At 62.7% G+C, this 21,242-nt stretch carries 23 protein-coding genes; 20 read left to right on the forward strand and 3 right to left on the reverse strand.

All coding sequences use genetic code 11. From position 1 onward, the window contains the following. The first annotated feature begins 35 nt into the window (after window positions 1-35). From DACI_RS17320 to DACI_RS17410, 20 genes are all read left to right on the forward strand, one after another. Window positions 36-443 carry a hypothetical protein gene (locus DACI_RS17320; RefSeq protein WP_043781804.1) on the forward strand — a complete coding sequence of 136 codons (408 nt, stop codon included), beginning with the start codon at window positions 36-38 and terminating at the stop codon, window positions 441-443. Further along, window positions 436-702: a hypothetical protein gene (locus tag DACI_RS17325; protein WP_157059666.1), complete on the forward strand. Its 267-nt coding sequence runs from the start codon at window positions 436-438 to the stop codon at window positions 700-702. The genes DACI_RS17320 and DACI_RS17325 overlap by 8 nt, the downstream gene beginning before the upstream one ends. 76 nt (window positions 703-778) lie before the next feature. Then, window positions 779-1,816 (forward strand): head maturation protease, ClpP-related, encoded by a 1,038-nt coding sequence (locus tag DACI_RS17330; protein WP_012205275.1) that lies wholly within the window; start codon window positions 779-781, stop codon window positions 1,814-1,816. Window positions 1,817-1,818: 2 nt separating this feature from the next. Then, complete coding sequence (locus DACI_RS17335; protein ID WP_012205276.1) at window positions 1,819-2,463, forward strand: head decoration protein; 645 nt, start codon at window positions 1,819-1,821, stop codon at window positions 2,461-2,463. Between the two features lie 32 nt (window positions 2,464-2,495). Beyond that, the gene (locus tag DACI_RS17340; protein ID WP_012205277.1) at window positions 2,496-3,521 is read left to right on the forward strand and encodes a major capsid protein; all 1,026 of its coding nucleotides are present in this window, start codon (window positions 2,496-2,498) and stop codon (window positions 3,519-3,521) included. 11 nt (window positions 3,522-3,532) lie between these two features. Beyond that, window positions 3,533-3,841 (forward strand): hypothetical protein, encoded by a 309-nt coding sequence (locus DACI_RS17345; protein ID WP_012205278.1) that lies wholly within the window; start codon window positions 3,533-3,535, stop codon window positions 3,839-3,841. Next, entirely contained in the window at window positions 3,841-4,482 is a 642-nt protein-coding gene (locus tag DACI_RS17350; protein ID WP_012205279.1) for a phage tail protein, read from the forward strand. The genes DACI_RS17345 and DACI_RS17350 overlap by 1 nt, the downstream gene beginning before the upstream one ends. Then, a complete protein-coding gene (locus tag DACI_RS17355) occupies window positions 4,479-4,967 on the forward strand; it encodes a hypothetical protein (protein ID WP_012205280.1) in 489 nt (162 codons plus the stop codon). Before DACI_RS17350 ends, DACI_RS17355 begins: the two co-directional genes overlap by 4 nt. 99 nt (window positions 4,968-5,066) lie before the next feature. Then, window positions 5,067-5,822 carry a phage tail tube protein gene (locus tag DACI_RS17360; protein ID WP_012205281.1) on the forward strand — a complete coding sequence of 252 codons (756 nt, stop codon included), beginning with the start codon at window positions 5,067-5,069 and terminating at the stop codon, window positions 5,820-5,822. Window positions 5,823-5,912: 90 nt separating this feature from the next. Next, entirely contained in the window at window positions 5,913-9,986 is a 4,074-nt protein-coding gene (locus DACI_RS17365) for a tape measure protein (protein WP_043781810.1), read from the forward strand. Continuing rightward, complete coding sequence (locus tag DACI_RS17370) at window positions 9,983-10,375, forward strand: hypothetical protein (protein ID WP_012205283.1); 393 nt, start codon at window positions 9,983-9,985, stop codon at window positions 10,373-10,375. The genes DACI_RS17365 and DACI_RS17370 overlap by 4 nt, the downstream gene beginning before the upstream one ends. A 2-nt stretch (window positions 10,376-10,377) precedes the next feature. Further along, entirely contained in the window at window positions 10,378-12,255 is a 1,878-nt protein-coding gene (locus tag DACI_RS17375; RefSeq protein ID WP_043781813.1) for a hypothetical protein, read from the forward strand. Beyond that, window positions 12,252-14,162 (forward strand): hypothetical protein, encoded by a 1,911-nt coding sequence (locus tag DACI_RS17380; protein ID WP_043781816.1) that lies wholly within the window; start codon window positions 12,252-12,254, stop codon window positions 14,160-14,162. Before DACI_RS17375 ends, DACI_RS17380 begins: the two co-directional genes overlap by 4 nt. 10 nt (window positions 14,163-14,172) lie before the next feature. Further along, entirely contained in the window at window positions 14,173-15,348 is a 1,176-nt protein-coding gene (locus tag DACI_RS17385; protein ID WP_012205284.1) for a hypothetical protein, read from the forward strand. Continuing rightward, entirely contained in the window at window positions 15,348-16,823 is a 1,476-nt protein-coding gene (locus DACI_RS31370; protein ID WP_012205285.1) for a LamG domain-containing protein, read from the forward strand. Before DACI_RS17385 ends, DACI_RS31370 begins: the two co-directional genes overlap by 1 nt. Then, the gene (locus tag DACI_RS17390) at window positions 16,820-17,251 is read left to right on the forward strand and encodes a hypothetical protein (RefSeq protein WP_012205286.1); all 432 of its coding nucleotides are present in this window, start codon (window positions 16,820-16,822) and stop codon (window positions 17,249-17,251) included. Before DACI_RS31370 ends, DACI_RS17390 begins: the two co-directional genes overlap by 4 nt. Before the next feature lie 3 nt (window positions 17,252-17,254). After that, a complete protein-coding gene (locus tag DACI_RS17395; RefSeq protein ID WP_012205287.1) occupies window positions 17,255-19,147 on the forward strand; it encodes a hypothetical protein in 1,893 nt (630 codons plus the stop codon). Next, window positions 19,134-19,352 (forward strand): hypothetical protein, encoded by a 219-nt coding sequence (locus tag DACI_RS17400; RefSeq protein ID WP_043781822.1) that lies wholly within the window; start codon window positions 19,134-19,136, stop codon window positions 19,350-19,352. The genes DACI_RS17395 and DACI_RS17400 overlap by 14 nt, the downstream gene beginning before the upstream one ends. Further along, window positions 19,349-19,900: a glycoside hydrolase family 19 protein gene (locus tag DACI_RS17405; RefSeq protein WP_012205288.1), complete on the forward strand. Its 552-nt coding sequence runs from the start codon at window positions 19,349-19,351 to the stop codon at window positions 19,898-19,900. The genes DACI_RS17400 and DACI_RS17405 overlap by 4 nt, the downstream gene beginning before the upstream one ends. Beyond that, window positions 19,897-20,433, forward strand: coding sequence for a hypothetical protein (locus DACI_RS17410; RefSeq protein ID WP_012205289.1), 537 nt, complete (start codon window positions 19,897-19,899; stop codon window positions 20,431-20,433). The genes DACI_RS17405 and DACI_RS17410 overlap by 4 nt, the downstream gene beginning before the upstream one ends. Here DACI_RS17410 and DACI_RS17415 read toward each other — a convergent pair. The 3 genes from DACI_RS17415 to DACI_RS17425 are packed head-to-tail and all read right to left on the reverse strand — an operon-like array spanning window position 20,418 to window position 21,239. Beyond that, complete coding sequence (locus DACI_RS17415; protein WP_012205290.1) at window positions 20,418-20,711, reverse strand: hypothetical protein; 294 nt, start codon at window positions 20,709-20,711, stop codon at window positions 20,418-20,420. The two genes, DACI_RS17410 and DACI_RS17415, sit on opposite strands and share 16 nt — an antisense overlap. Then, window positions 20,708-21,007 (reverse strand): hypothetical protein, encoded by a 300-nt coding sequence (locus DACI_RS17420; RefSeq protein ID WP_012205291.1) that lies wholly within the window; start codon window positions 21,005-21,007, stop codon window positions 20,708-20,710. Before DACI_RS17420 ends, DACI_RS17415 begins: the two co-directional genes overlap by 4 nt. A 1-nt stretch (window position 21,008) precedes the next feature. After that, window positions 21,009-21,239, reverse strand: coding sequence for a hypothetical protein (locus DACI_RS17425; RefSeq protein ID WP_012205292.1), 231 nt, complete (start codon window positions 21,237-21,239; stop codon window positions 21,009-21,011). Window positions 21,240-21,242 lie beyond the last annotated feature (3 nt).

The raw sequence follows: 21,242 nt of genomic DNA on the forward strand, positions 1-21,242 counted from the left end.
TCCATGCACAATTCCAATTTGCCGGGAGGCCTGAAATGAATCAGCCGCAGATCGATCCGATCAGTGCGGCTGTCGCCGTTGCTTCTGTAGTTTTCGCACCAGCCGTTGCGCACGTGGTAGGGCCTTATCTCGTGATTCTCTTCGCGTCTACCATCGGCGCCTCGTTTGCTCTCGTGGCCCGGGAGCGCACCACAGGATTCAACTCGGTGCTGTTCTTCGTCCGGGTCAACGGCCTTTCGGTGTTGTTGACCTACTCCGTCTCGGCAGTTGTGAATGCAGGATACCCAATCGAAGATCAGCGCGCGTGGTTTTCGCCCGTGGCATTCGTCATCGGCTTTATTGGGGACCGCTGGCCGGCTGTGATGGGCTGGGCGGCACGCAAGGTGTCACGCCTGGTCGATATCCTGATCAAGATGCGAGGTGATGGAGGTGGTCATGGTTGAGAGCAAATTGCTGTTGGCGACCGTCAATGCGATGCTCGGATTCAGCATTGCTGCATTGGCGTTCTGCCGCCTGGACACACTCTCTCCCGGGGTGCCGTTGCGCAAAATTGCACCCCTGGCCTTGGTGCTTTGCGCGGGACTGGTGTCCGCGTGCCAACCCTGGATGGGCCATTGGCCGTCCCCGAGCCAAGTTTTTATTTCCATCGTCGTCTTCGTCTATGTCTGGAGCACGCAGCCGCCAGGCTGCGGCGCCTCTTGACAACCCCGAAATTTAACCGCAGCCCTGTTTAGCAGGATGCCGCCCAAAATGCGGCCATTCCTGAAAGGACTGCGACATGCGACCTTGCTTTGCATTTAGCGCCAAGACTGCGAGCAAGCCTACAGTCCTGGCGATCGACGATGAGATCGGCTTCTGGGGCACCCAGGCCAAGGACTTCCGCGACCAGCTTGCAAATGTCGCAGGCGATATCGACGTTGAACTGAACACACCCGGCGGCGATGTGTTCGCCGGCCTGGGCATCTTCAACATGCTGCGCGCGCACGCAGCCAAGGGCTTTCAAGTCACCACCCGCGTGATGGGCGTGGCCGCAAGCATCGGCAGCGTTCTGCTTCTGGCTGGCGACAAGCGCGAGATGCCCAAGAACACCATGGCGATGACGCACAACGTCGCCAGCGGCATTTGGGGCACGGCCGATGAGCTGCGTGACCACGCAGACACGATGGACAAGGTCAAGGGCCAGTTGCGAGGCATCTACGTGGACCGGCTGGGCGTCGACGAGGCAACGGCTGACGCAATGCTCGGCAAAGACAACTGGATGACTGCCGACGAAGCTCTGGCCACAGGCTTTGCTACAGACCTCCTGGCCGAGGTGCAGATGCAGGCCAAGTTCGACGTGGAGCGCGCGTCAATGCCCGAAAACGTCGCCAAGCTGTTTGCCGCCAAGGTGGACGAGCCTGAACCAGAGCCGGAACTGTCACCAGCGGACAAAGATGCCCTGACAACTCCGGTCGCCGAAGCGATTGTTGCCCTTGCCACGGCCGGTGGCCTCGAAGCCCACGCTCCGTTCCTCGCCCTGTCCTGCACTTCGGTCGACGAAGCCAAGACCCGCATCGCCACTGCGCGCGAGATCACTGCGCTGTGCAAGGTCGGCAACCTGGAAGCCAAGGCCGCCCGCTTCATCCGCGACAACAAGAGCGTTGCCGATGTGCGCGCGGCGCTGATCGAGGACCTGGCCGACACCGACACCCAGGTGGACAACGCACCCGCCACTCCGAAAACCGGCACGACGAACGGAGGCCCTGCGAAGCCCGCCGTCGTCAACACGAACACGCTTTGGGCTTCGCACAACGCTCAATCGAAGAAGGGACGCTGATCATGGCAACCGCTCTCTACAACAATCCACCCCTGGCCGACTTCATCCTGCATGAGGCCAGCGGGCAGCGCAGTCGCGACAACGTGCACGTGCGCCAGAGCGGCGCCGAGGTCAAGTCGGGCGCTCTGCTGGTCCAGGACACGGTCGGCGGCGTCGCTTTCGACATGGACGAAGGCGCCACGGGCAACCCGACCATCTCGGCTGCTTCGGCCAGCGCTCTCGCGATCGAAGGCGCCTACACGATCGACTTCACAGCGGCGACCGCCTTCGTGGTCAAAGACCCGAGCGGCACCCAAGTCGGTTCTGCTGGCGCTCTGGGAACGGCCTTCTCGGCGGGCGGCATTGGCTTCACGCTGACAGCCGGCACCACAGCCGCCGTTGCCGGCGACAGTGCGACCCTCGACGTGATCCCGGCCGACGACAACTACCTGCCATACACCGGCACGGGCACGGCGGTCGCCATTCTGTACAGCCATCTGCCTGCAGCCACCGGCCTGAAGGCGGCTGTCGCCTTCACGAGCGACTGCGAAGTCAAGCGCTCGGCCCTGACCGGCCTGACGGCTGCGGCTGAAGATGACCTGCGCAAGGTGGGCATCAAGGTACGCGGCGCAGTCGGCGGCCTGAGCATCCACACCCCGGCTCTCTGAGCCATTTTTGATCGACTCAGGAGCTACAAGAAATGGCAACCCTCGACATTTTCAATGACGACGCCTTCAGCGTGAGCCAGCTCACGCAGACCATCGTCGACATCCCCCGCGTCCCAACCCAACTGGGCGACGAGGGGCTGTTCAACGAGTACGGCATCACCACGACCTCGATGATGATCGAGCGCACTGGCTCCGGCCTGAAGCTGGTGCCCACGGCGCCCCGCGGCGGTGTGCGCGCCACGGCCGGCCGCGAGCGTCGCAAGCTGATCCCGATCGCTGCGGTGCATCTGCCTCAGGGCGACACCATCATGGCCGACGAAGTGCAGAACGTGCGCGCGGTCGGTTCCGAGACTGAAGTGGAACAGGTCTCGCGTATCGTGTCCCGCCAGTTGACGGTGCTGAAGGGCAACATCGACCTGACGCTGGAGCACATGCGCGTCGGTGCGCTGCGCGGTGAAGTGCTGGATGCCGACGGCGTGAGCGTGATCTGGGACCTGTACCAAATCTTCGGTATGACGCGCCAGGTCATCGGCTTCGACATCAACTCGGCCAGCTCGACAACCGATTTGCGCCAGAAGACCGAAGACCTGAAGCGCGCGATTCAGCGCAAGCTGGGCGGCAAGTCGTTCACCCGTGTCCGCGTGAAGTGCAGCGAGTCGTGGTTCGACAAGTTCGTCGGACACAACAAGATGTACAAGGCCTGGGAGCTGTACCAGAACGGGGCGTTCAATCGCGAGTTCCCCGGCCAGACATTCCTGTTCAACGGGGTGTTGTTCCAGGTGTACTCGGGCGGCGTGGTCGACGGCAGCGGCGATCAGCACGACTTCATCCCTGCGGGCAAGGCCTATGCGTACCCCGAAGGTGTGCAGGGCATGTTCCAAATCGCCTATGCCCCTGGCGATTACATGAGCACGGTCAACACCCTGGGCGTGCCGTACTACGCCTCGCAGGAACGCTTGCCGCACGACAAGGGCGTTGACCTGGAATCGCAGTCCAACCCCATCGTGCTCAACACGCTACCTGAAGCGGTCATTGAGCTGACCACAGCCGCTACGTAAAGGCTGGCGCCATGTTGGACTTGTTCCAAGAAATGGCCGAAGGCATCCTCGACGAAATAGGCGAGGATGCCTTTTACGATGGGGCCACCGAACCCATCAAGATCAACATCGAGCACGGCGTGCAACTCGCGGGTATCGGCGGCGAAGAGGCACAGTACCGGGGCGACCTGGTGGCGAATCGCGACGTAGCCACGATTCATGCGCGCCACAACCCCCAGCAGTTCAAAAAATTCGTCCAAAACGGCAAGACCTATCAACTGGACGTGCCAGTGGAAGACAACGGCGTGACCCGCCGCTTCGTCGTGATGGAGCTGCGCTGATGGCTACCCGCCTGACCGCTATCAAGATCGGTGTTGACCAGATTCGCCAGGCGGCAGACAACTTGGGTCGGCTGAATGCAGAAGGGTTCGTGGATGTCTCGGTGACGTCGATCAACGAGACTGCTGATTGGACATACGAGATGGCCCGAGAGCGCATCACGGTCGGTATCAATCTGACGGACGACTACTTGCGCAGGCGCATGACCGTGGTTCACGCCACGGCCGGCAAGCCCGAGGCCGCGATTACAGCCAGCGGCTCGCGCGCCCTGATGACCCGCCTTGCGACTTACGACGCCCAGATGGTGATTGTCCCGCGCAAGACGAACCGGGCCTCTCGCTCCAAGGGTCTACTGAAAATTCCCGCAGGGGGTAAGCAGGGCGGCGTGAACGTCACCGTCGTTAAGGGCGCGGCCAAGACGCTGCAGAGCGGCTTTCTGCTGAACCTGCGCGCTGGCGCAGCCGCGGGCGAGAAGGTCGGCGTCTTTCGGCGAGAGGGCGGAAAGCTCAAGCATCTCTACGGCCCGTCCGTGTACCAACTCTTTGCGTACCAGGCGCCCCGCATTAGCGACGAGGTGGCCGACGACCTCCAAGACACATTCCTGCGCCGTGTCGACGAGCAGGTGGAAAGGATTCTGGGATGACACCCCTCGCCCGTGCCCGAGATATTGCGGCGTACCTGACGACGCGCCTGGCCACCATCACCAAGGCCAACGGCTACGAAACCGACATTGGCCTGCACGTGTTCCGAGGCCGTCGCAAGATCGACGACCAGCAGGTGCCGTGCGCGGTCTTGATCGAAGGCGAGGACAAGCCGGGCGGCGTACAAGGGGCCGGCAGCCAGCAGGTTACGCAGTCCTACGTGCTCGGCGGATATGCCGAGTGCGACCCAGACCACCCGAATGACCGGGCGCACGAGATCCTTGCAGATATCAAGAAAGCTCTGTTCGGTCTGACGTCCGATGCGACGCGCGCGGAGCGCGCTGGCGCTGAATTCAGCTTCGGCGGCCGGGTCAAGTCGGTCTCGTATCGCGGACGAGATATCGGCCCTCGTGCTGACGGCGTCCCCATCGTCTTTGCGGTGGTGCACATCGACGTGGTGTTCGTCGAACAGCTTGCGCAGGCGTAGTTCCGAAATTTGCCCGCAGCCCGGAATTTAGCAAAATAGCGAAACTGGTGTCGCTTTGAACGTGCGCGTTGCCGCACGCAACATCTTTCGGAGAACACCATGGCAGCACGCAGTTTCTTGGGCGCCGGCGACATCTACATCAACCGTCTGATCGACGGCATTCCGCAGGGCCTCGTGGGCCCGATCTACGCCAACAGCTTCCAGTTGCAGCCTGCTGTCAACACGGTGCAATCCACGAGCAAAGGCCGCAACGACTACGGCCAGGTTCTGGAGTCCGTGAACATCGCCCAGCCTACGACCTTCACGATGGAACTGAAGGAAGTCACCGGCGACATCCTGACCATGGCCTTCCTGGGCACGGATGCGGCGCTGAACGAAGCTGCGGGCACGCTGGCTGATGCTCCCGTCACGGTGAAGCTCGGCAAGTGGGTCGCGCTGGGCAAGCGCAATCTCGACGACCTGATCTCGGTCGAAAACACCGGCGGAACGACGACCTACGTCGAAGGCACCGACTACAAGCTGAACCGCCCCATGGGCTGGATCATGGCGCTGGCTGGCGGCGCCATTGCCGATGCAGCGACTGTCAATGTCTCGGGTGCCTACTCGGCTGCCAAGGGCCGCACGATCAAGGGCTCGACTCGCACCGAAGTTCGTGCACACATCGTCTTCGACGGCATCAACCAGGCCGACGGCACTCAGTGCACGGTCAACGTCTGGGAGGCGGTGCTGTCTGCCGATTCCGCCTTCGACTTCCTGGCCGACGACTTCGGCAACGTATCGCTGACCGGCAACCTCAAGACACCTACGGGCAAGGACGCACCGTACATCGTCGAAGTGCAAGACCCCGTGCAGTAAGCGCCTCCCTCCGTGGCGGGGCCACTGCCCGCAGCCCAACCCGCCACTGCTTTCGAGCGCTGGCGGGTTTTGTTTTTCCGAGGATCTGACATGGCCACAAGCAGCCGCGATGCGAAACTGACCCTGAGCATAGAGTCTCTCGGGCAGGAGAACATCAGCAAACTGGAAAAGGAGCTGCGCCGCCTTGCCGATACGGGCGATGCCAGCGCGGCAGAGTTCGGGCAACTGGCGGATGAGATCAGCCGCCTGGGCGACCAGAATGCAGCGCTCCAGGGCGTGAAGGCCCTGGCAGACCAGACTGCAGCGCTGCAAGCTCGCCAGGAGGGCGCGGGCCAAACAGCGCAGGAACTGGCCCAGCGCCTGGAGACCTTGCGCGCAGCCACCGACGAGGCGCGAGCAGCACAAGACACGGCCCGGCAAGGCCTGCTTGAAGGGGAGAAGACCTACACAGAGGCCGGCAACGCGCTGCGCGCGCTGAAAGCTGAATACGACAACGCCGGCAAGCAAACGGCCGAGTACCGCAGCCGCCTGCAAGCCTTGGTGGCGGCGCAGAACCAAGCCAACCTGGCGCTTGTGACCCTGCGGGATGAGAACCGGCGCGCCAGCGAGGCAGTCACCCAGGCGGCGGCCGATCAGCGAAAGGCCGAAGGCGCCTACAAGGCTGCTGAACGGCAGGTGGCTGCAACGGCCGCAGCTGTTGAAAAGCAGGGCGCCGCCATGCGCGAGGCGGGCGCGGCTGCCGACGCCCTGGGCGTGGACGTGACGGATCTCGCCGGCTCAGAAGCGGCCCTGCAGACGACCTTCACGCGCGCCACAAAGACCGCGCAAGATCGCAAAGCCTCTATCGAGGGTATGGCCGAAGCCGACAGGCTTGCCGCGATCGAGGCGAAAGGACTGGCTGAACTCTACGCGCGCGGAGAAGCAGCCCTGCAAGCCGAAGTGGTCGCGCAACGCGAAGCTGCAAAGGCAGCGCGGGACTATGCGGCGGCCAAGGCTCAAGCGACAGCCGATGCCGAGGCGTGGCAGCGAGAGGCAGATGCCGTCGTCTCGTTGCGCATCGCCCAGGAGCAAGCCACCAAGAGGACGCAAGAGCAGGTCGCGGCGCTGCGAGAACTCGAGGCGCAGAACGCATTCGCGAAACAGGCGGCCGAGGCGCAGAAAATGGTCCAGGCCGCCGAGTACGTGCGTTTCTGGGAACGGGCCCTTGATGAGGCAGACCGGACGCAGCAGGATCTGGCGGCCAGCACGCAGCGCGTGAACGACGCGTTCAAGCAAATCAACGTGCGGCCGATCGAGGACATACAGCGAGAGATCGCCAGCACCAATGCGGCCATGGCCACCCTGGCTGCATCAGGCAAAATGACGGGCAGCTCCCTGGCCGTGGCCATGCAGCAGGCCGAGACGAAGGTGCAGAGCCTTGAGCGCGAGTTGCGCCAGGTGTCCGGAACCATGACCACGGCCGACAAGGCCGCCGGCCTGCTGAAGAACAGCATGGGCCAGATCACCGCAGGCAATCTGATTGCAGACGCCATTGGGTACTTGGTCAACAAGGTCAAGGAGATGGGGGCGGCAGCCATAACGGCCATTATCCAATTGGATCAGATGCGCCGTGGGTTAAATGCGATCTATAAAGATACTGGCACTACAGCATCCCAAATTATTTTCTTGAACAAGACAGCTCGTGACGCAGGCGTTGCAGTCGGGAGTTTGGGCGGGGAGTTCGTGCGTTTTTCGGCGTCTATGCAAAGCGCTAATATTCCGTTAGCGCAATCTAACGCATTGTTCGCAGCGGTTACTAAAGCCGCGGCCACATTGGGTCTTGATGCAGAGGCAACAGCGGGATCTTTAAACGCCCTGGGACAAATGGCGAGTAAAGGTGTCGTCTCAATGGAAGAGTTGCGACAACAACTCGGAGATCGCTTGCCGGGCGCCCTGGGTCTCGTTGCGAAGGGAATGGGACTCACGCAAGCCCAACTCATCGCTTTGGTTGAATCAGGAAAGCTGGCAACACGCGATTTTGTAGAGCCATTCACGCAGGCATTGAAAGGACTGCACGGGGAAAGCACAGGGATCATCCCCGCATGGAATGACCTCAAGAACATGCTAACCGCCTTAGCCCAAAGCTTGGGGGATGCGGGAGGAACGAACATACTGACAGCTGCTATCCGGACGCTTAGTCTTGTCCTTGGGCTGGCCAGCGTGGCTGTAGGCGGGCTCGTTGAAGTTTTCGGGGCGCTGTACCGCTCAGGGGGTGTACTTGCAGCAGCGGTCATTACATGGACTAACCCATGGACCGCACTGAAAGATATATGGTCTTCCGCTGATGATCGAGTTAAAGGCCTCGTGCAGTCTATGGCGAAGGCCGTCAGTGGCGGTGACTCGTTGGGGGATAGCGCAGCCAACGTAGCCGCAAAAATGGCGGCGGTGCAGTCTGCTGCTGAAGGTGCTACGGAGTCATTGAAATTACAAGCATTGACTGCGAGCCTCAATGCCGATGCCACGTTGAACCTAAGCGCCAAGCTTATTCAGTATCAAGTGGCCAGCCAAGCAGCCGTAAAAGCTCAAGAGAAACGCATCGATGACGCTGCCAAAATTGCTAAAGCGGTCAAAGATGAAGGAGATGCAGTTATACGCATTACCGAACTCATGGGGAGTGAGATTGAGACGACGCGTATTACAGCAGAAATGAAAGAGAAATATTCGCAAGCCATTGCAGTTGAGGCAAGAGAACGGGCTGAAGCCGTCAAAATATTGGAGCAGGAGATTGCAGTAATTGAACAGAACGCCAAAGCTCGCAACTTGGATGCGCAGGCAATTAAAGATCAAACCGATAAGCTCAAAGAGAAACTTAACACAGGCCGGGCAGAAGCTGAGCAAGCTAAGCAGTCCGCAGAAGTCGCTCGTGTGGAGGCGCTGCAGCGCCGCTTGACAACGGAGACTCTAGGGGATCAGTCCGTCAAGCTTGAAGCACTGAGGGCAGCGCAAGAAGCAGCCAATAAAGAGTACGCCCTGGCTTTAGTGTTAAAAGCGCGAGGCATGGCGACAGAGAAGAATGTCGCTGATGCGTTTGAAAAGCAGGCTATCGCAATTTACAAGGTGCGTGACGCAGAGAAAGATCGCAATGCCAATGCCGAGCTGGGTATATCGGCAATACGCACTGGTTATCAACTATCTCTCGCCCAATATGACCTCGATAAAGCGAAGCTGAATTTGGCGATCGATAAGGCAAGATCAGATGGAGATGAATATAAACTTAAGAAACTACTCATCGAGCAGAAAGAACTTGAGATAAAAATCACCAGGACGACAATGGATGCAGTCATCGCGGAAACCAAGGCGAAGATTGCAATGCTTCAGATTAAGAAAGAGGAAATTGGTCTGGATGATCCCTTGCGAGCGCAGAAAATTGCAGCTATCGATCTAAGTATCCAAGCGGCCGAAGCCGATATCCTTCGTGCTAAAGCGGCAGGTGAGGCAGTTACTGCGTTGGAGCGGGAGCTTAAGACGCTGAAAGAAGGAACTGGCTTGCGAAAAGGGCTGATAGGCGATTTGAGAGACGAGGCGCGGGCAAGAAGCGGAGTTGTTTTGGCCAGTAAAGATCATGCCGACGCCCTGGACAAGCTGGCCATGAAGTACATGCAATCCGCTGATTACAGCGAGCGGCAAATTTCGCTTCTGGAACGGGAGGCGGCTGCCGCCGAGAAAGCAGCCGAGGCCTATCGCAAGAAGTGGAACATCGACAAAGACGGCTTCACCCTGGATAGCAACGGACAGCGGATGCAGCAGTCGGCGCCTACCGAGCGATATGTCTATGACACAGCAAAAAGCCAAGGGTTGTCGGAAGCCGAAGCAGTCGCCTTGGTCGACCAATTCATGCGCAATGGCAACCCCACAGGTATGGACTCCGGAACGCTTGGCGGGAGTAAAGACTGGTTTACCAACGTCAACGACGCAATCAACCAGCGGGTCTTGGAGAACGCAAGAACCCGGGTGCGCAACGGGAGTAGTGGGGAGGGGACCGCGTCGCCGGCGGGCAGCAACAAGACTGTGACTATCAACCTTGGAGGTCGGCAGCGGCAAGTCAACGTATCCAGTGCTGCGGACGTGGACACGCTGACGGCCATCTTCCGCGAACTCGAAGCATCTGGAGGAACGGCATCGTGATCACCCTTTCTGACGGCATGAACACCCTGAACCTCAACCCGGACCTACGCTGGTCCGACGAGGACAACTGGCATCCGGTCCAGCAGAGCGTGCAACGGACCATCACCGGCGCCCTCGACATTCAAGCAGCAGCAATGGACAAGGGACGGCCCATCACCCTCGAGCCCGAGGATGACAGCAGTGCGTGGATGTCATCAGGCATCGTTGTGCAATTGCGAAATTGGGCCGCAGTGCCGGGGCAGCAGCTCATTCTTACACTGCGAAACGAAACACGGAACGTGGTCTTTAGGCATCAGGATGGCGGCCTCGAAGCGCGTCCTGTAGTGCACTACCGCGATCGCACTCCAACGGATTGGTATCTGTGTGTGGTCCGTCTGATGGAGATTTAGCAATGGCGATCAAAGACGGCGATATAGGCCTGTACGCGTCCAAGGTGATGGACGACGTGCCAGAAGGAGGCGGTGGCCCAACAGGCAACCTTATCCCCTGGGGCAAGAGCAACGGCATTTTCAGCGACATCACCGAAGTGGACCGCGCTGGCGGCGACGTGAGCATCCGCCAACTGTTCGCCGCTGTGCGTACGCCGGATACCGAGCCGCTCATGGATGCCAACGTCATCCTGTCGGCCATGCCGAACGACCCCAATGTCAGTGTGACGCTGGCGTCTTGCGGCTTCTTCGCGCGGCGCACGGACATCGCGGCGGCCATTGCGGCGTACCTGATCCCGGGCACGGAGTGGAGCGGCTTCCTGCTCGAGAACCATGTGCAGGGCCAGGCCTCGATCAAGATTTTTCACCGTCCGGGCACGCCGGGCCCGGCCATCGGGCGCACCCTTGCGCTGGTGCTCAATGAGGGCCTGCCGACCCAGGTGCAGCAGTACGTGCGCGTGCTCCGCGTCGAGACCGAGACACAGACCTTCACGTACTCGTCGAGCGGCGGCTACATCGACTACCAAGCCAGCGTCTCCAGTTGCGAGATCACGCCCCGCCTGGCTGCGGCATTCCCCGGCTCCCCGCCCAATCGTGGGTTCGCTGGCGACTCCAGCAAGACCAAGATCCGCGACACCACTGTGGCCGACGCCGCCACCTACTACGGTGCCCAGCCGTTGACGGCCGTCGTGGGTCTGGGCGAGAGCGTGCTGCGCGTGGACAGCATCTACACCCAACTGGTGCCCAGCTCGCGCACCGAGACGGCCTCGCTGGACCAGCGCCCGGCCGGCGTGCGTCAGCTCACCCTCGCCACGGCGCCGCGCGAGATCCGCGTGGCCGCATCCCCGCACACGCGGCGCATCAAGGTGGGCCAGGAGAATCGGGGCTTTGCATGGGTCAACATCCTGCGCCCGTTCCCTGCACCCAACAGCCTGGCCATCTCGTTCGCGGTGATGGGTGTCTGGTATGTGGCCGCCGACAACGGCGTGGGCGAGATCTCCGGCGGCGGCGCGGTGGGCACGGTCAACTATGCCAATGGCTCAGTGTCCGTCACGCTCCCGGCCCTCCCGGACGTGGGCAGCTCGATCATTTTCCAGTGGGGCGAGGCCTCTGCCTTCGTGAATCGGTCGGGTGCCACGGGCTGGCGCGCGCCCGAGCACACGCTGCGTCTGGACCACCAGGGCATCAAGCCCGGCACCCTGGTCATCAAGTGGACCTCGGGCGGTGTGCTGCGCACGGCCACGGGCAATGCCGCCGGGCAGCTGCAGGGCGATGCCACGGGCGAGGTCAACCATGCCTCGGGCGCGCTGCGCTTGCGCCCCAAATTCATGATCGACGCAGGCGGACAGTTCGCCATCGACTACGAGTACGCCGCCATCGTCGAGAAAAGCGTGTCCGTCACCCCTGATGCCGGCGGCTTTGCCACCATCACCCTGGACACCGTGCCCGCCGCTGGCTCGGTGTCCGTGGGCTGGATCACGGTGCGCAATCTCTCGGCCAGCTCGGGCGCCAGTTCCAGTGGCACGGCCGCGACCAAAGAATCCAGCGGCACGGTCAGCTACATGCCCCTGCCCGGCGGCGTGAACCCGCCGGCCACCACCACGCGCGTGCCCCTGAGCGGCGGCGATATCTACGTGCCCTACATGGCACAAGCTGGCACGCGGGTACTCACGGGGGAGACCGTCTATATCGCTGTCACGGCTGCTTATGGCTCCGATGGCTATTACTACCCCGTGCCCGATGTGGCGGGCGTCACCTGGTCGGAGTCGGAGATCACCGCCGGCGCCAAGGATATCAACGGCACCCGGTACAAGCGCTGGGGCAACGGGAGCGCAGCATGAGCGATGCAGCAGCAGTCATCACCGTGCGCACTGAGACCAGTGCCAGCACATCGTCCAGCCACAGCAAGACCAGCTACCAGACAAGCAAGACGCAGGACACTGTGCGCCACCAGCTCACCGATGACGGCCAGGGGTCGTTCGGGCCGGACGGCACCATCAACTACGCGGGCAAGACGCTCAACGTGCGCCTGCTGCGGCTTGACAGCCGGACCGAGGGCTACAACAGCGACTACGAGGACGCCAAGACCTTCGAGACCACGTCGATGTCGGGAGGTGGCAGCGACCCGGGCTCCAACAACTCCAGCGCTAAGGGCGGCGCGCGCAGCGACACCAGCGTCAGCGAGGAGCTGCTGGCGGCCAGCACCGTCACGGTGAGCTATGTCGAGGGCTTTGCCGGCGCCCAGCAGCACACAATGAGCTACACGCCCGAACCGATGACGCTGGACCTGTGCCCCTACACCAGCGACTACATCGTGCCGGGCAGCGTGCGTTTTCGCTGGATGGGCCATGTCTACGAGGACTACGACGGCGTGCTGGTGCGCGACCGCACGGCCTCGGCGGCGGGGACTGTGGCCGGCGCGCTGGACTACTCCAGCGGCGTGGCGCGCATCTACGACTACGTGGTCGACGGCCAGCCCACCGACCTTGCGGTCGAGAGCCTGTGGACTGTGCGGCAAAACTGGACCACTGCAAGCATATTCATGCGGACGGCTGCAGCGCCTGTCAAGCCTTCGGGGTTCGTGCTCAACCTGTCCGACGCCACAGGCGAGCAGATCACGGCCTCGGCCGGTGTGGACGGCGTGATCTCGGGCACCCACCTGCGCGGACGCATCGACTACCAGAGCGGGGTCGTGGAGCTGCAGTTCGGCGACTACGTGCTGGACTCCTCGCTGACTGCGGCCCAGAAGGCCGAGTGGTGGTATTCGGCCGACGATGTGGGGGCCGTGCAGCCGGACCGGATCTGGCGCCCCTGGCCCGTGGACCCGACCACACTGCGCTACAACAGCGTCAGCTATTTCTATTTGCCGCTGGACGCGGACATCATCGGCCTGGACCCCGTGCGGCTGCCCCAGGATGGCCGCGTGCCCATCTACCGGGTCGGCAGCTATGTCGTTGTCAGTCACAGCGCGTCGGTGGGTCCGGCCCAGCTCAGTGCAGGCCAGACCATCAACTGCGGTCGCACGCGTCTGTCGCGGGTCTACCTGATCGGCGCCGATGGCCAGCTCATCCAGGAGGGCTGGACGCCCAACCTCGACGCCGGCACCGTGGCGATCCAGGACACCACGGGTTGGGCCCAGCCGGTGCGCGTGGAGCACCGCATCGAAGAGATGGCCCGCGTGTCGGACGTACAGATCAGCGGCATGCTGACCCTGACCAAGGCGCTGAGCCACGAATTCCCCGCAGGCTCCATCGTCAGCTCGGCCCTGATCACCGCGGCGCCCGGTCTGCGCGCCCGTGTCAGCCACCTATTCGACCAGAACACATGGGGCAACAGGTGGCAGGACACCGTCGACGGTCAGGAGGCCTTGGCCAGCTACAACGACACCATCTCGCCCATCGTGGTCACGAATACGGGTGCAGTGACAGAGCGCTGGATGCTGCGCATCCTGGGCAACAGCTCGACCTTCGAGTGCATCGGCCAGTACGTGGGCAACCTGGGTGTGGGCTCCCTCAACGCGGACTACGCGCCCATCAACCCCAACACCAATGCCCCGTATTTCGTACTGCCGGCTCTGGGCTGGGGCATGGGCTGGGCCGCCGGCAACGTGCTGCGCATCAACACAGTGGGCGCCATGCAACCGCTGGCCGCTATCCGCGCGGTACAGCCCAGCGAGGCCGCGGGCACCGACTACCACTTCGAGCTGCTCACGCGCGGCGACATCGACCGCCCGCCGTCCAACCCCTGAGAGATGAACCATGATCTACACGTTTGATTCCACACAGTCCGGAGCGCCGGTGCTCAGCGGTACCGCTGGCGCGCTGGCTGCGCTACTCAAGACCTGCCTGGTCGATGGCTTTGGCGCGGGCACGGTCTCGTCTCTCGTCGTCACAAGCGGTGCGGCAAAGCTCACCTACCCGGGCACGCATCCATTCAAGGTGGGCTCTGTGGCGCGCATTGCGGGGGCCACGCCTGCAGGCCTCAATGGTGACCAGTTGGTGACCGAGACCACGGGCAACACGGCATCTTTCACCGCGCCGAACGTGGCGGATGGGCCGGCCTCCGGCACGATCACCAGCCGGGCGGCGCCGGCCGGCTGGCAGGAGCTGTTCCCCGGCCTGTCCAACGTGCTGCTGCTCAAGCCCACGGCGGTCGAGGCGTCCGGGTGCGTTCTGCGCCTGGACGACACGTCCGCGACTGTGGCCCGGGTGGTGGGCTTTGAGACCGCCACATCCAACACCACGGGCGTGGGCGCATTCCCGACCGAGGCGCAGTATGCCGGGGGCATGTACTGGCCCAAGAGTGATGCAACCGGCGGTGCTGCACGTGCCTGGCGCCTGGTGGCCGACGCGCAGGCGCTGCACTTGTGGTTGGCGCCACAGGCGGCGAACCAGCAGCACGGCGTGCTGTTTTCCTTCGGTGATCTCGTTGCAGACAAGAGTGGTGACGCCTATGCCTGCCTGCTGACTGGTGGAGGTGCCGGGGCAACCACTACGACCAGCGCAGTGCCTGGCTGCCTGGGCTACGCGCATGCGACATCCGCCAGTGCGGACTGTTACGTGCCCCGGGCAACCACGGGGTTAGGCAGTGCTCAGCTCGCCAAGAAAGTGGCAGCCTATAACACCGCAGCGGGCTATGCCGGCACCACGGCTTACAACGGCAACGCGCTGCCCTATCCCAATCCGGCAGACAACAGCCTTCGCTTGGCGCCCGTCGATGTCCTTGTCGGCACCAGCGGCATGCGGGGACGCATCGCGGGCGTGCATCACTCGCCCCAGATCCTGGGTGATGCCTTCTCCACCGGCGACATGGTTGTCGGCACAGGGGTCTACGCTGACCGCCGCATGCTGGTGTTGCGCGTTGGGGCCCCCGGCGCGGCGTTGGGCAATGCGGGCGCCGCATTTATCGACATCACCGGCCCCTGGAGGCTCTGATGGCCACCGCGCGGTACTGGCGAGCGATCGCCATCTCCACCTACGCCGCAGCCCACCTGGAGCTGAGCGCCTGGCACCTATACGGCGCGGCCGACCAGCGTGTGGACTCCGCTGCGGCCCTGACATGCACCGTTCCCACGCTGGCCGGAGATGTCTCCAGTCTGCAGGACGCGGACGTCGGCACGTCTGTCGTGTTCGACGCACGCTCGCCAGGGTTCGCTCTTGTCTGGGACTTTGGTTCGGGCTCGCCTGGTTCTGTGCAATCCGTGCGTTTCGGATCGGCAGACACCCAGGGCTCGTTTCTGTCGGAGTTCACGCTCCAGTATTCCGAGGACGGCATTTCCTGGACCTGGCTATCGACGACGGGGCGCCACCCATGGCCCGGTCCTCGCGCCATGGGAGAGGTCACACAGGTCGTTTCGGGCGACGAGCATTTCGACAAGGTGTCGCTGTTGCTGCAAGTGGATGGCGAAAACGGCTCACTGGATTTTCGGGATAAATCCGTACCCGAAAAACCTTTAACTGTTTCGGGGGATCTTGTCGTCAGCAATGCCGTCACATTTTCGGGTCTGAATTCGATTAGATATGGCGGTGTCGGCGGGTCTGTTGTATTAAATAAAGCGGAAGACTTTGATTTTGCCGATCTAGACTTTACGATCGAGCTTTGGGCTCAAGTCGAGAATTACCGGAATAATACGTTACTAGGAAACACGGGTGAAAGCAACGCCAATGGATTCCTGCTGCAGTTTACAGATGTCGGATTTTTGCGCTTCTACGTATCTAGCAATAATTCAATGGCTCTTGACGTAATAGGGAATGCGTATTACGGGCTGTTCGCAAAGACCCACGTTGCGGTGTCTCGATCCGGCGGCAGGGTTAGGTTGTTTCTGGGTGGTGTGAAGTGCGCGGACGTACCATTTTCGGGGGCGATTCCCACTGCCTCGGGAGATTTGAATATTGGGGGGAATTTAAATTTCTCTGGCTGGCGTTTCGTGAATGGAAATTTGGGCGAAGTTCGGATAACAAAAGGGGTGGCGCGATATACCGATTCATTCACGCCACCTACAGATCCGCTGCCCACCGGCTCAGGAGGCGGCAACTTTGATCCGACCCCACTGATTACTCGTCGGCGAACCCTGCAGTATTTCGTTGTTCAATCGTCTACAGGGGAATCATCGGTCGAAACCATCCCGGCAAATGGCACTTTCCCATTCATGGATGCAGAGTTTGGCGGCAGCGGTCGAATCTTTGGCACGACAAAAATAAAAGGCACTGTGAGTAACAGCCCCGCCAAATCCCGCGTCGTGCTGTTACGTCAGCGCGACAGACTGCTTGTGAGGCAGACATGGTCGGACCCCGATACAGGTGCATGGGCGTTTGAGGGATTGGATATGCGTCAGCAGTACATAGCCCTTGCCGAAGATGCCGGAGGCAACTTCCAGGCAGTGGCAGCGCAGCGATTGGAGGCAGTATGACGGCGGGCGTATGGGAGATCGCTCCCGCCACGGCGTTGGCCCAACTGCAGGCCACGGCTGCGCGCTCGGACGTGGGCACGGGCAACGCCCGCGTGCGCATCTACCTTGATATGCCGGCCGACTTCCTTGGCAGCCGAGGGGTGCAGCAGGCCGAGGTCGTGCTAGCCAGGCCCAGCGCCACGGTGGTCAACGGCACCCTGGTGCTGCACGTCCGCGATGCGGCCGGCGCAATGGTGATGGCCACGGGCATCCCACGCTGGGCGGACTGGCATGCAGCCGATGGCGCGCTGCTGGCTGGCGGCGAGGTATCGGACGCCGACCACGCTGGCCCCTGGCGCATCGCTGGCGGCGAGACACCCGAGGGTGAGACCAGCCCTATGTTGTATGCCGGTGGACTGGTTCTGCTGGGCGAGACCAGCCTGAGCTGACCTATGGCACAGATCGACCTCGTCTTCGGCCCGCAGCTCAACGGGCCCGGTTCGCCCGTCGAACTGGTGTTCGGCGACGATGGCGGCCAGCAGCAGGTCGTGGAGCTGCGCGCCGCCGGCCGCATCACGGGTTTGCGGGGCCGCGTTGTCGTGCACACCGTGGCGCTGGCCTCGGCCAGGGGCACGATCACCGGGCTGCGGGGCGCTGTGCCGGTCAAGTCCGACATCAACGTAGCGCGGCCCCTCGCCGCGCGCACGCCCACGACATACGAGGAGGCCGTGCCTGCCAAGGCCTCGACACGCAGCGTGTACGAGCAGGCCGGCCGGGCTGGTGGCGCAGTGCGTGAGCGTGGCGGCCAGGGCGTGCCGGCACGGGCCAGCACGCAGCAGCACTGGCAGGAGTCGCTGCGCATGCGTGCCGCGTTGCAGGCCCGCATGCAGGAGGGCCAGCGGCGAGGGCGCGGCACGGCCCAGGCATGGCAGGAATCCATCCGCCGGCGGACGGCAGCAGCCACGCTCATGCAGGACGCGCAGCGGCGTGGGCGAAGCACGGCCCAGGCTTGGCAGGAGTCCATCCGCCTGCGTGGCCGCGCCGGCCTGGCCTTTGGCGCAGCACTCGCACGGGGCGCGGCCGTGGCGTCATCCCTGACCGATGGCTTGGCAGTGCGCCAACCCTGGCGCGCCCGATACGAGGAGGCCATGCGCCCCGGGCCGGGCCGCACGCATGCCGTGGTCCCGCCGGTCGAGCCGCCGTGCTACGTGCCGGGCCTGCCCACGCACCTGGTGTTCAGAGACCCGTGGTCCGCGTCTGCGGATCTTCTGTTTGTGTGCTGCAAGGACGGTCCCGGGCCAGAGCCTGGTGAGACGGTCGTTGTACCGGTAAAGGAGGTCTACTTGACAATCAACAGCGCATTTCTCATTCGCTTGGACAGCGGGCGAATCATCCCTGCAGCGAGTTTGAGCATGTCTTTGGACGTGGACTCCTGGACGTGGCAGTTTTCAGCTTCTGTCCCTGGACAAGCCCTGACGGATGTCCAGCCAAATAGCGACGGTGATCCAGTCGTCGTACAGGCGACCATCAACGGCACGCCCTTCAATTTTGTTCTGGAACGCATTGCGCGAGACCGCACGTTTGGGTCTTCCCAACTGCGGGTTTCCGGCCGTGGGCTGAGTGCGGAACTGGATGCACCGTATGCCCCTGAAATGTCGTTCGGCAACGAGTTTCCTCGTACAGCTCAGCAGCTCGTGGAAGACATCTTGACCCTGAATGGCGTGCCCATCGGATGGTCTGTTGCTGCCTGGAATTTGACAGACTGGCTCGTGCCCGCAGGAGTGTTCAACCACAGTGGTTCCTACATATCGGCGGTCAACGCCGTGGTTGGCGCCGCCGGCGCATACGTCCAGCCTCACAACACAGACCGGTCGCTGCTCATGCACCTGCGATATCCCGCGCCCGCCTGGGCGTGGGATTCTGTTACCCCGAACTTCGAGTTGCCTGCGGCTGTGACCTCGCAGGAGAGCTTCGAGTGGACGGAGAAACCTCGCTACAACCGGGCATTCGTCATTGGTCAGGAGCACGGAGTGCATGGCCGATACACACGATCGGGCACGGCAGGAGATCTACCTGCGCCGACCGTGGTGGACCCGCTGATCACCCACGCAGACGCGGTGCGCCAACGAGGCCGCGCGATCCTTTCTGCCACGGGCCGCATTGCAACTGTGGCGCTGCGGCTGCCTGTACTCGACGAGACTGGAATCATCAAGCCCGGCAACTTCGTGCGGTATGTCGAAGGTGGCAACACCCATATCGGCTTGTCGCGCGGCGTGTCGGTCGACGTGTCCATGCCGACGATCTATCAAACCCTGACCCTGGAGACACACGTTGAACCTGTTTAAGCGTTTTGAGCGCCTGCTGCCGCGCGCGCCGCGGCGGGTCGGCACGGTCCTGGCTGTCGACGGCACGACTGTCCGGGTTGAAGAAGTGGGCGGAAACATCACTCAAGTCGTGGGCGAAGCCACGGTAGGCCAGCAGGTCTACATCCGCAACTCGGCGATCGAAGGGCCGGCGCCGAACTTACCCCTGGAGGACGTTGAAGAATGAAACTCACACCTGAAATCGTCTCGGCATGCACGGGCGCCACGCTGTTGCGCGCGACCCAATGGACCTCTGCAATCACCGAAGCCTGCGCGCGTTATGGCATCGACTCGCCAGCTCGCGCAGCAGCTTTCCTGGCCCAGGTGGGGCACGAATCTGGCCGCCTGGTCTATGTGCGCGAGATCTGGGGTCCTACTGCGGCACAGCTGCGGTACGAGGGCCGCCGTGACCTGGGGAACATCGAGCCCGGCGACGGCAAGCGGTACATGGGCCGAGGGCTCATCCAGGTCACCGGTCGGGACAACTACAAGGCGGCGACTCGGGCCTTGCGTGCCGTCGAGCCTCGAGCACCAGACTTCGAGCACGACCCCGCGGCGCTTGAACAGCCTGCATGGGCAGCCTTGTCCGCAGCCTGGTTCTGGCACAGCCGAGGCTTGAACACCCTTGCCGACCGCGGCGATTTCTTGGGCATCACCAAGAAGATCAACGGCGGCACGAACGGCTTGGATGACCGCTTAGCGTTGTGGGCGGCTGCCAAGAAGGTGCTGGTGTGATTGCCGCCCTCGCTCGGTATTGGCACTGGGTGGTGATTGGCCTGCTGGTGCTGCTCGCCCAGCAACTGCACCTGCGCAACCTGGGCCTGCAACGCAACCTGGCCGACGCAGGCCGGCAGGCGGCGGAGCTGACCGCCTCACGGGAGTCGGCTGCACGGGCCCACGAGACCCAACTGGCAAAACGTGAACAGCAGCACGCTGCTGATCAACAAACGAAGGAAGAGAATTATGCGAAAGACAAAGAGTCTCTGGGCCGCCAGCTTGTTGCTGAACAGCGCACTGCTGGCCGGCTGCGCGACCAACTTGCCTACGCAACTGCCCGTGGTCGCTCGGGAGATCCAACTGACGCCGTTGCCTGCCAGCGTACGTTCGATCGGCTTGAAGCCCTCGGCGGACTGGCAGGCGAGGGTGTCGAACTACTTGTCGAGGGTCGAGGACTTCTCCAGCAGCGGGACCTCGACGTGCAACGCCTGCTCGACCAAGTGACCTTGGACCGGCAGGCGTGCGAGGGAGAGGTTCAGGCCTCCGAGTGATAGATCGGGAGAGAGTACCTCCCCGCGGCGTGCAGCAGGTGGTCGTTTTGTCCGACGAGAATCAGGGCGTCTGCGGCCAGCACCAGGCGCCAGTGGTTCTGCAGCTCTCCCGCGTTGTCGCCGACCAAGGGGCAAACCGGAATGGTTTCGACAGGCAGGGCAGTCACCGGCGGCCTCCGCGTCCCGTTGGTGATAAACGCGGTCGGGTCGATGCCAGAGAACAGCGACGCATCGGTCAGGTGTGCCTCCGTGACGGGGCCGTAGAGGATGGTCTTCACGATGCAGGTCCTTTCTGCTGCGCCTGGGCGCGCTCATCTTCATCGAGCAGGCATGCACCGTCGATGGCCTCTGCCACGGCGGCCTCCAGCGTTTCGCACCTGCCGTCATCACCCCACCAGCCGTCGTAGCAGCGCCCGCCGCTCGGTGCCGCGACGATGATGTACCAGCGGTCGGAATCCTCCTCGCGCTCGACTTGGAAGTAGTGGCCATCCTTGGCGTAGCCGGCGATACCGCGCTCGCTGCGCTCCACTTCGGCCAGCACCTGGGCGACCTTATTTTGCAGTGCTGTCTGCATGTCAGCTCTCCTTGTGCGCCTGGGCGCGCTGCTTTCGTTCCCATGCCTTGATTTCGCCGGCCGTCATGAACGAGTAGCTGTCGCAGCCGCAGGTCGGGCACGCGATGCAGGTGCAGCTCACGCCGCCGATGGTGCCGGGCACCTTGTTCAGGTCGGTCTCGTAGCCGCGCCAGCTGCAGCGCGTGCGACCGCAGCGGATTGGCGCTGTGCCGAAAGGTGGGTGCTCTTTCATGTG

The organism is Delftia acidovorans SPH-1 (genome assembly GCF_000018665.1).
Classification (GTDB): Bacteria; Pseudomonadota; Gammaproteobacteria; order Burkholderiales; family Burkholderiaceae_C; genus Comamonas; species Comamonas acidovorans.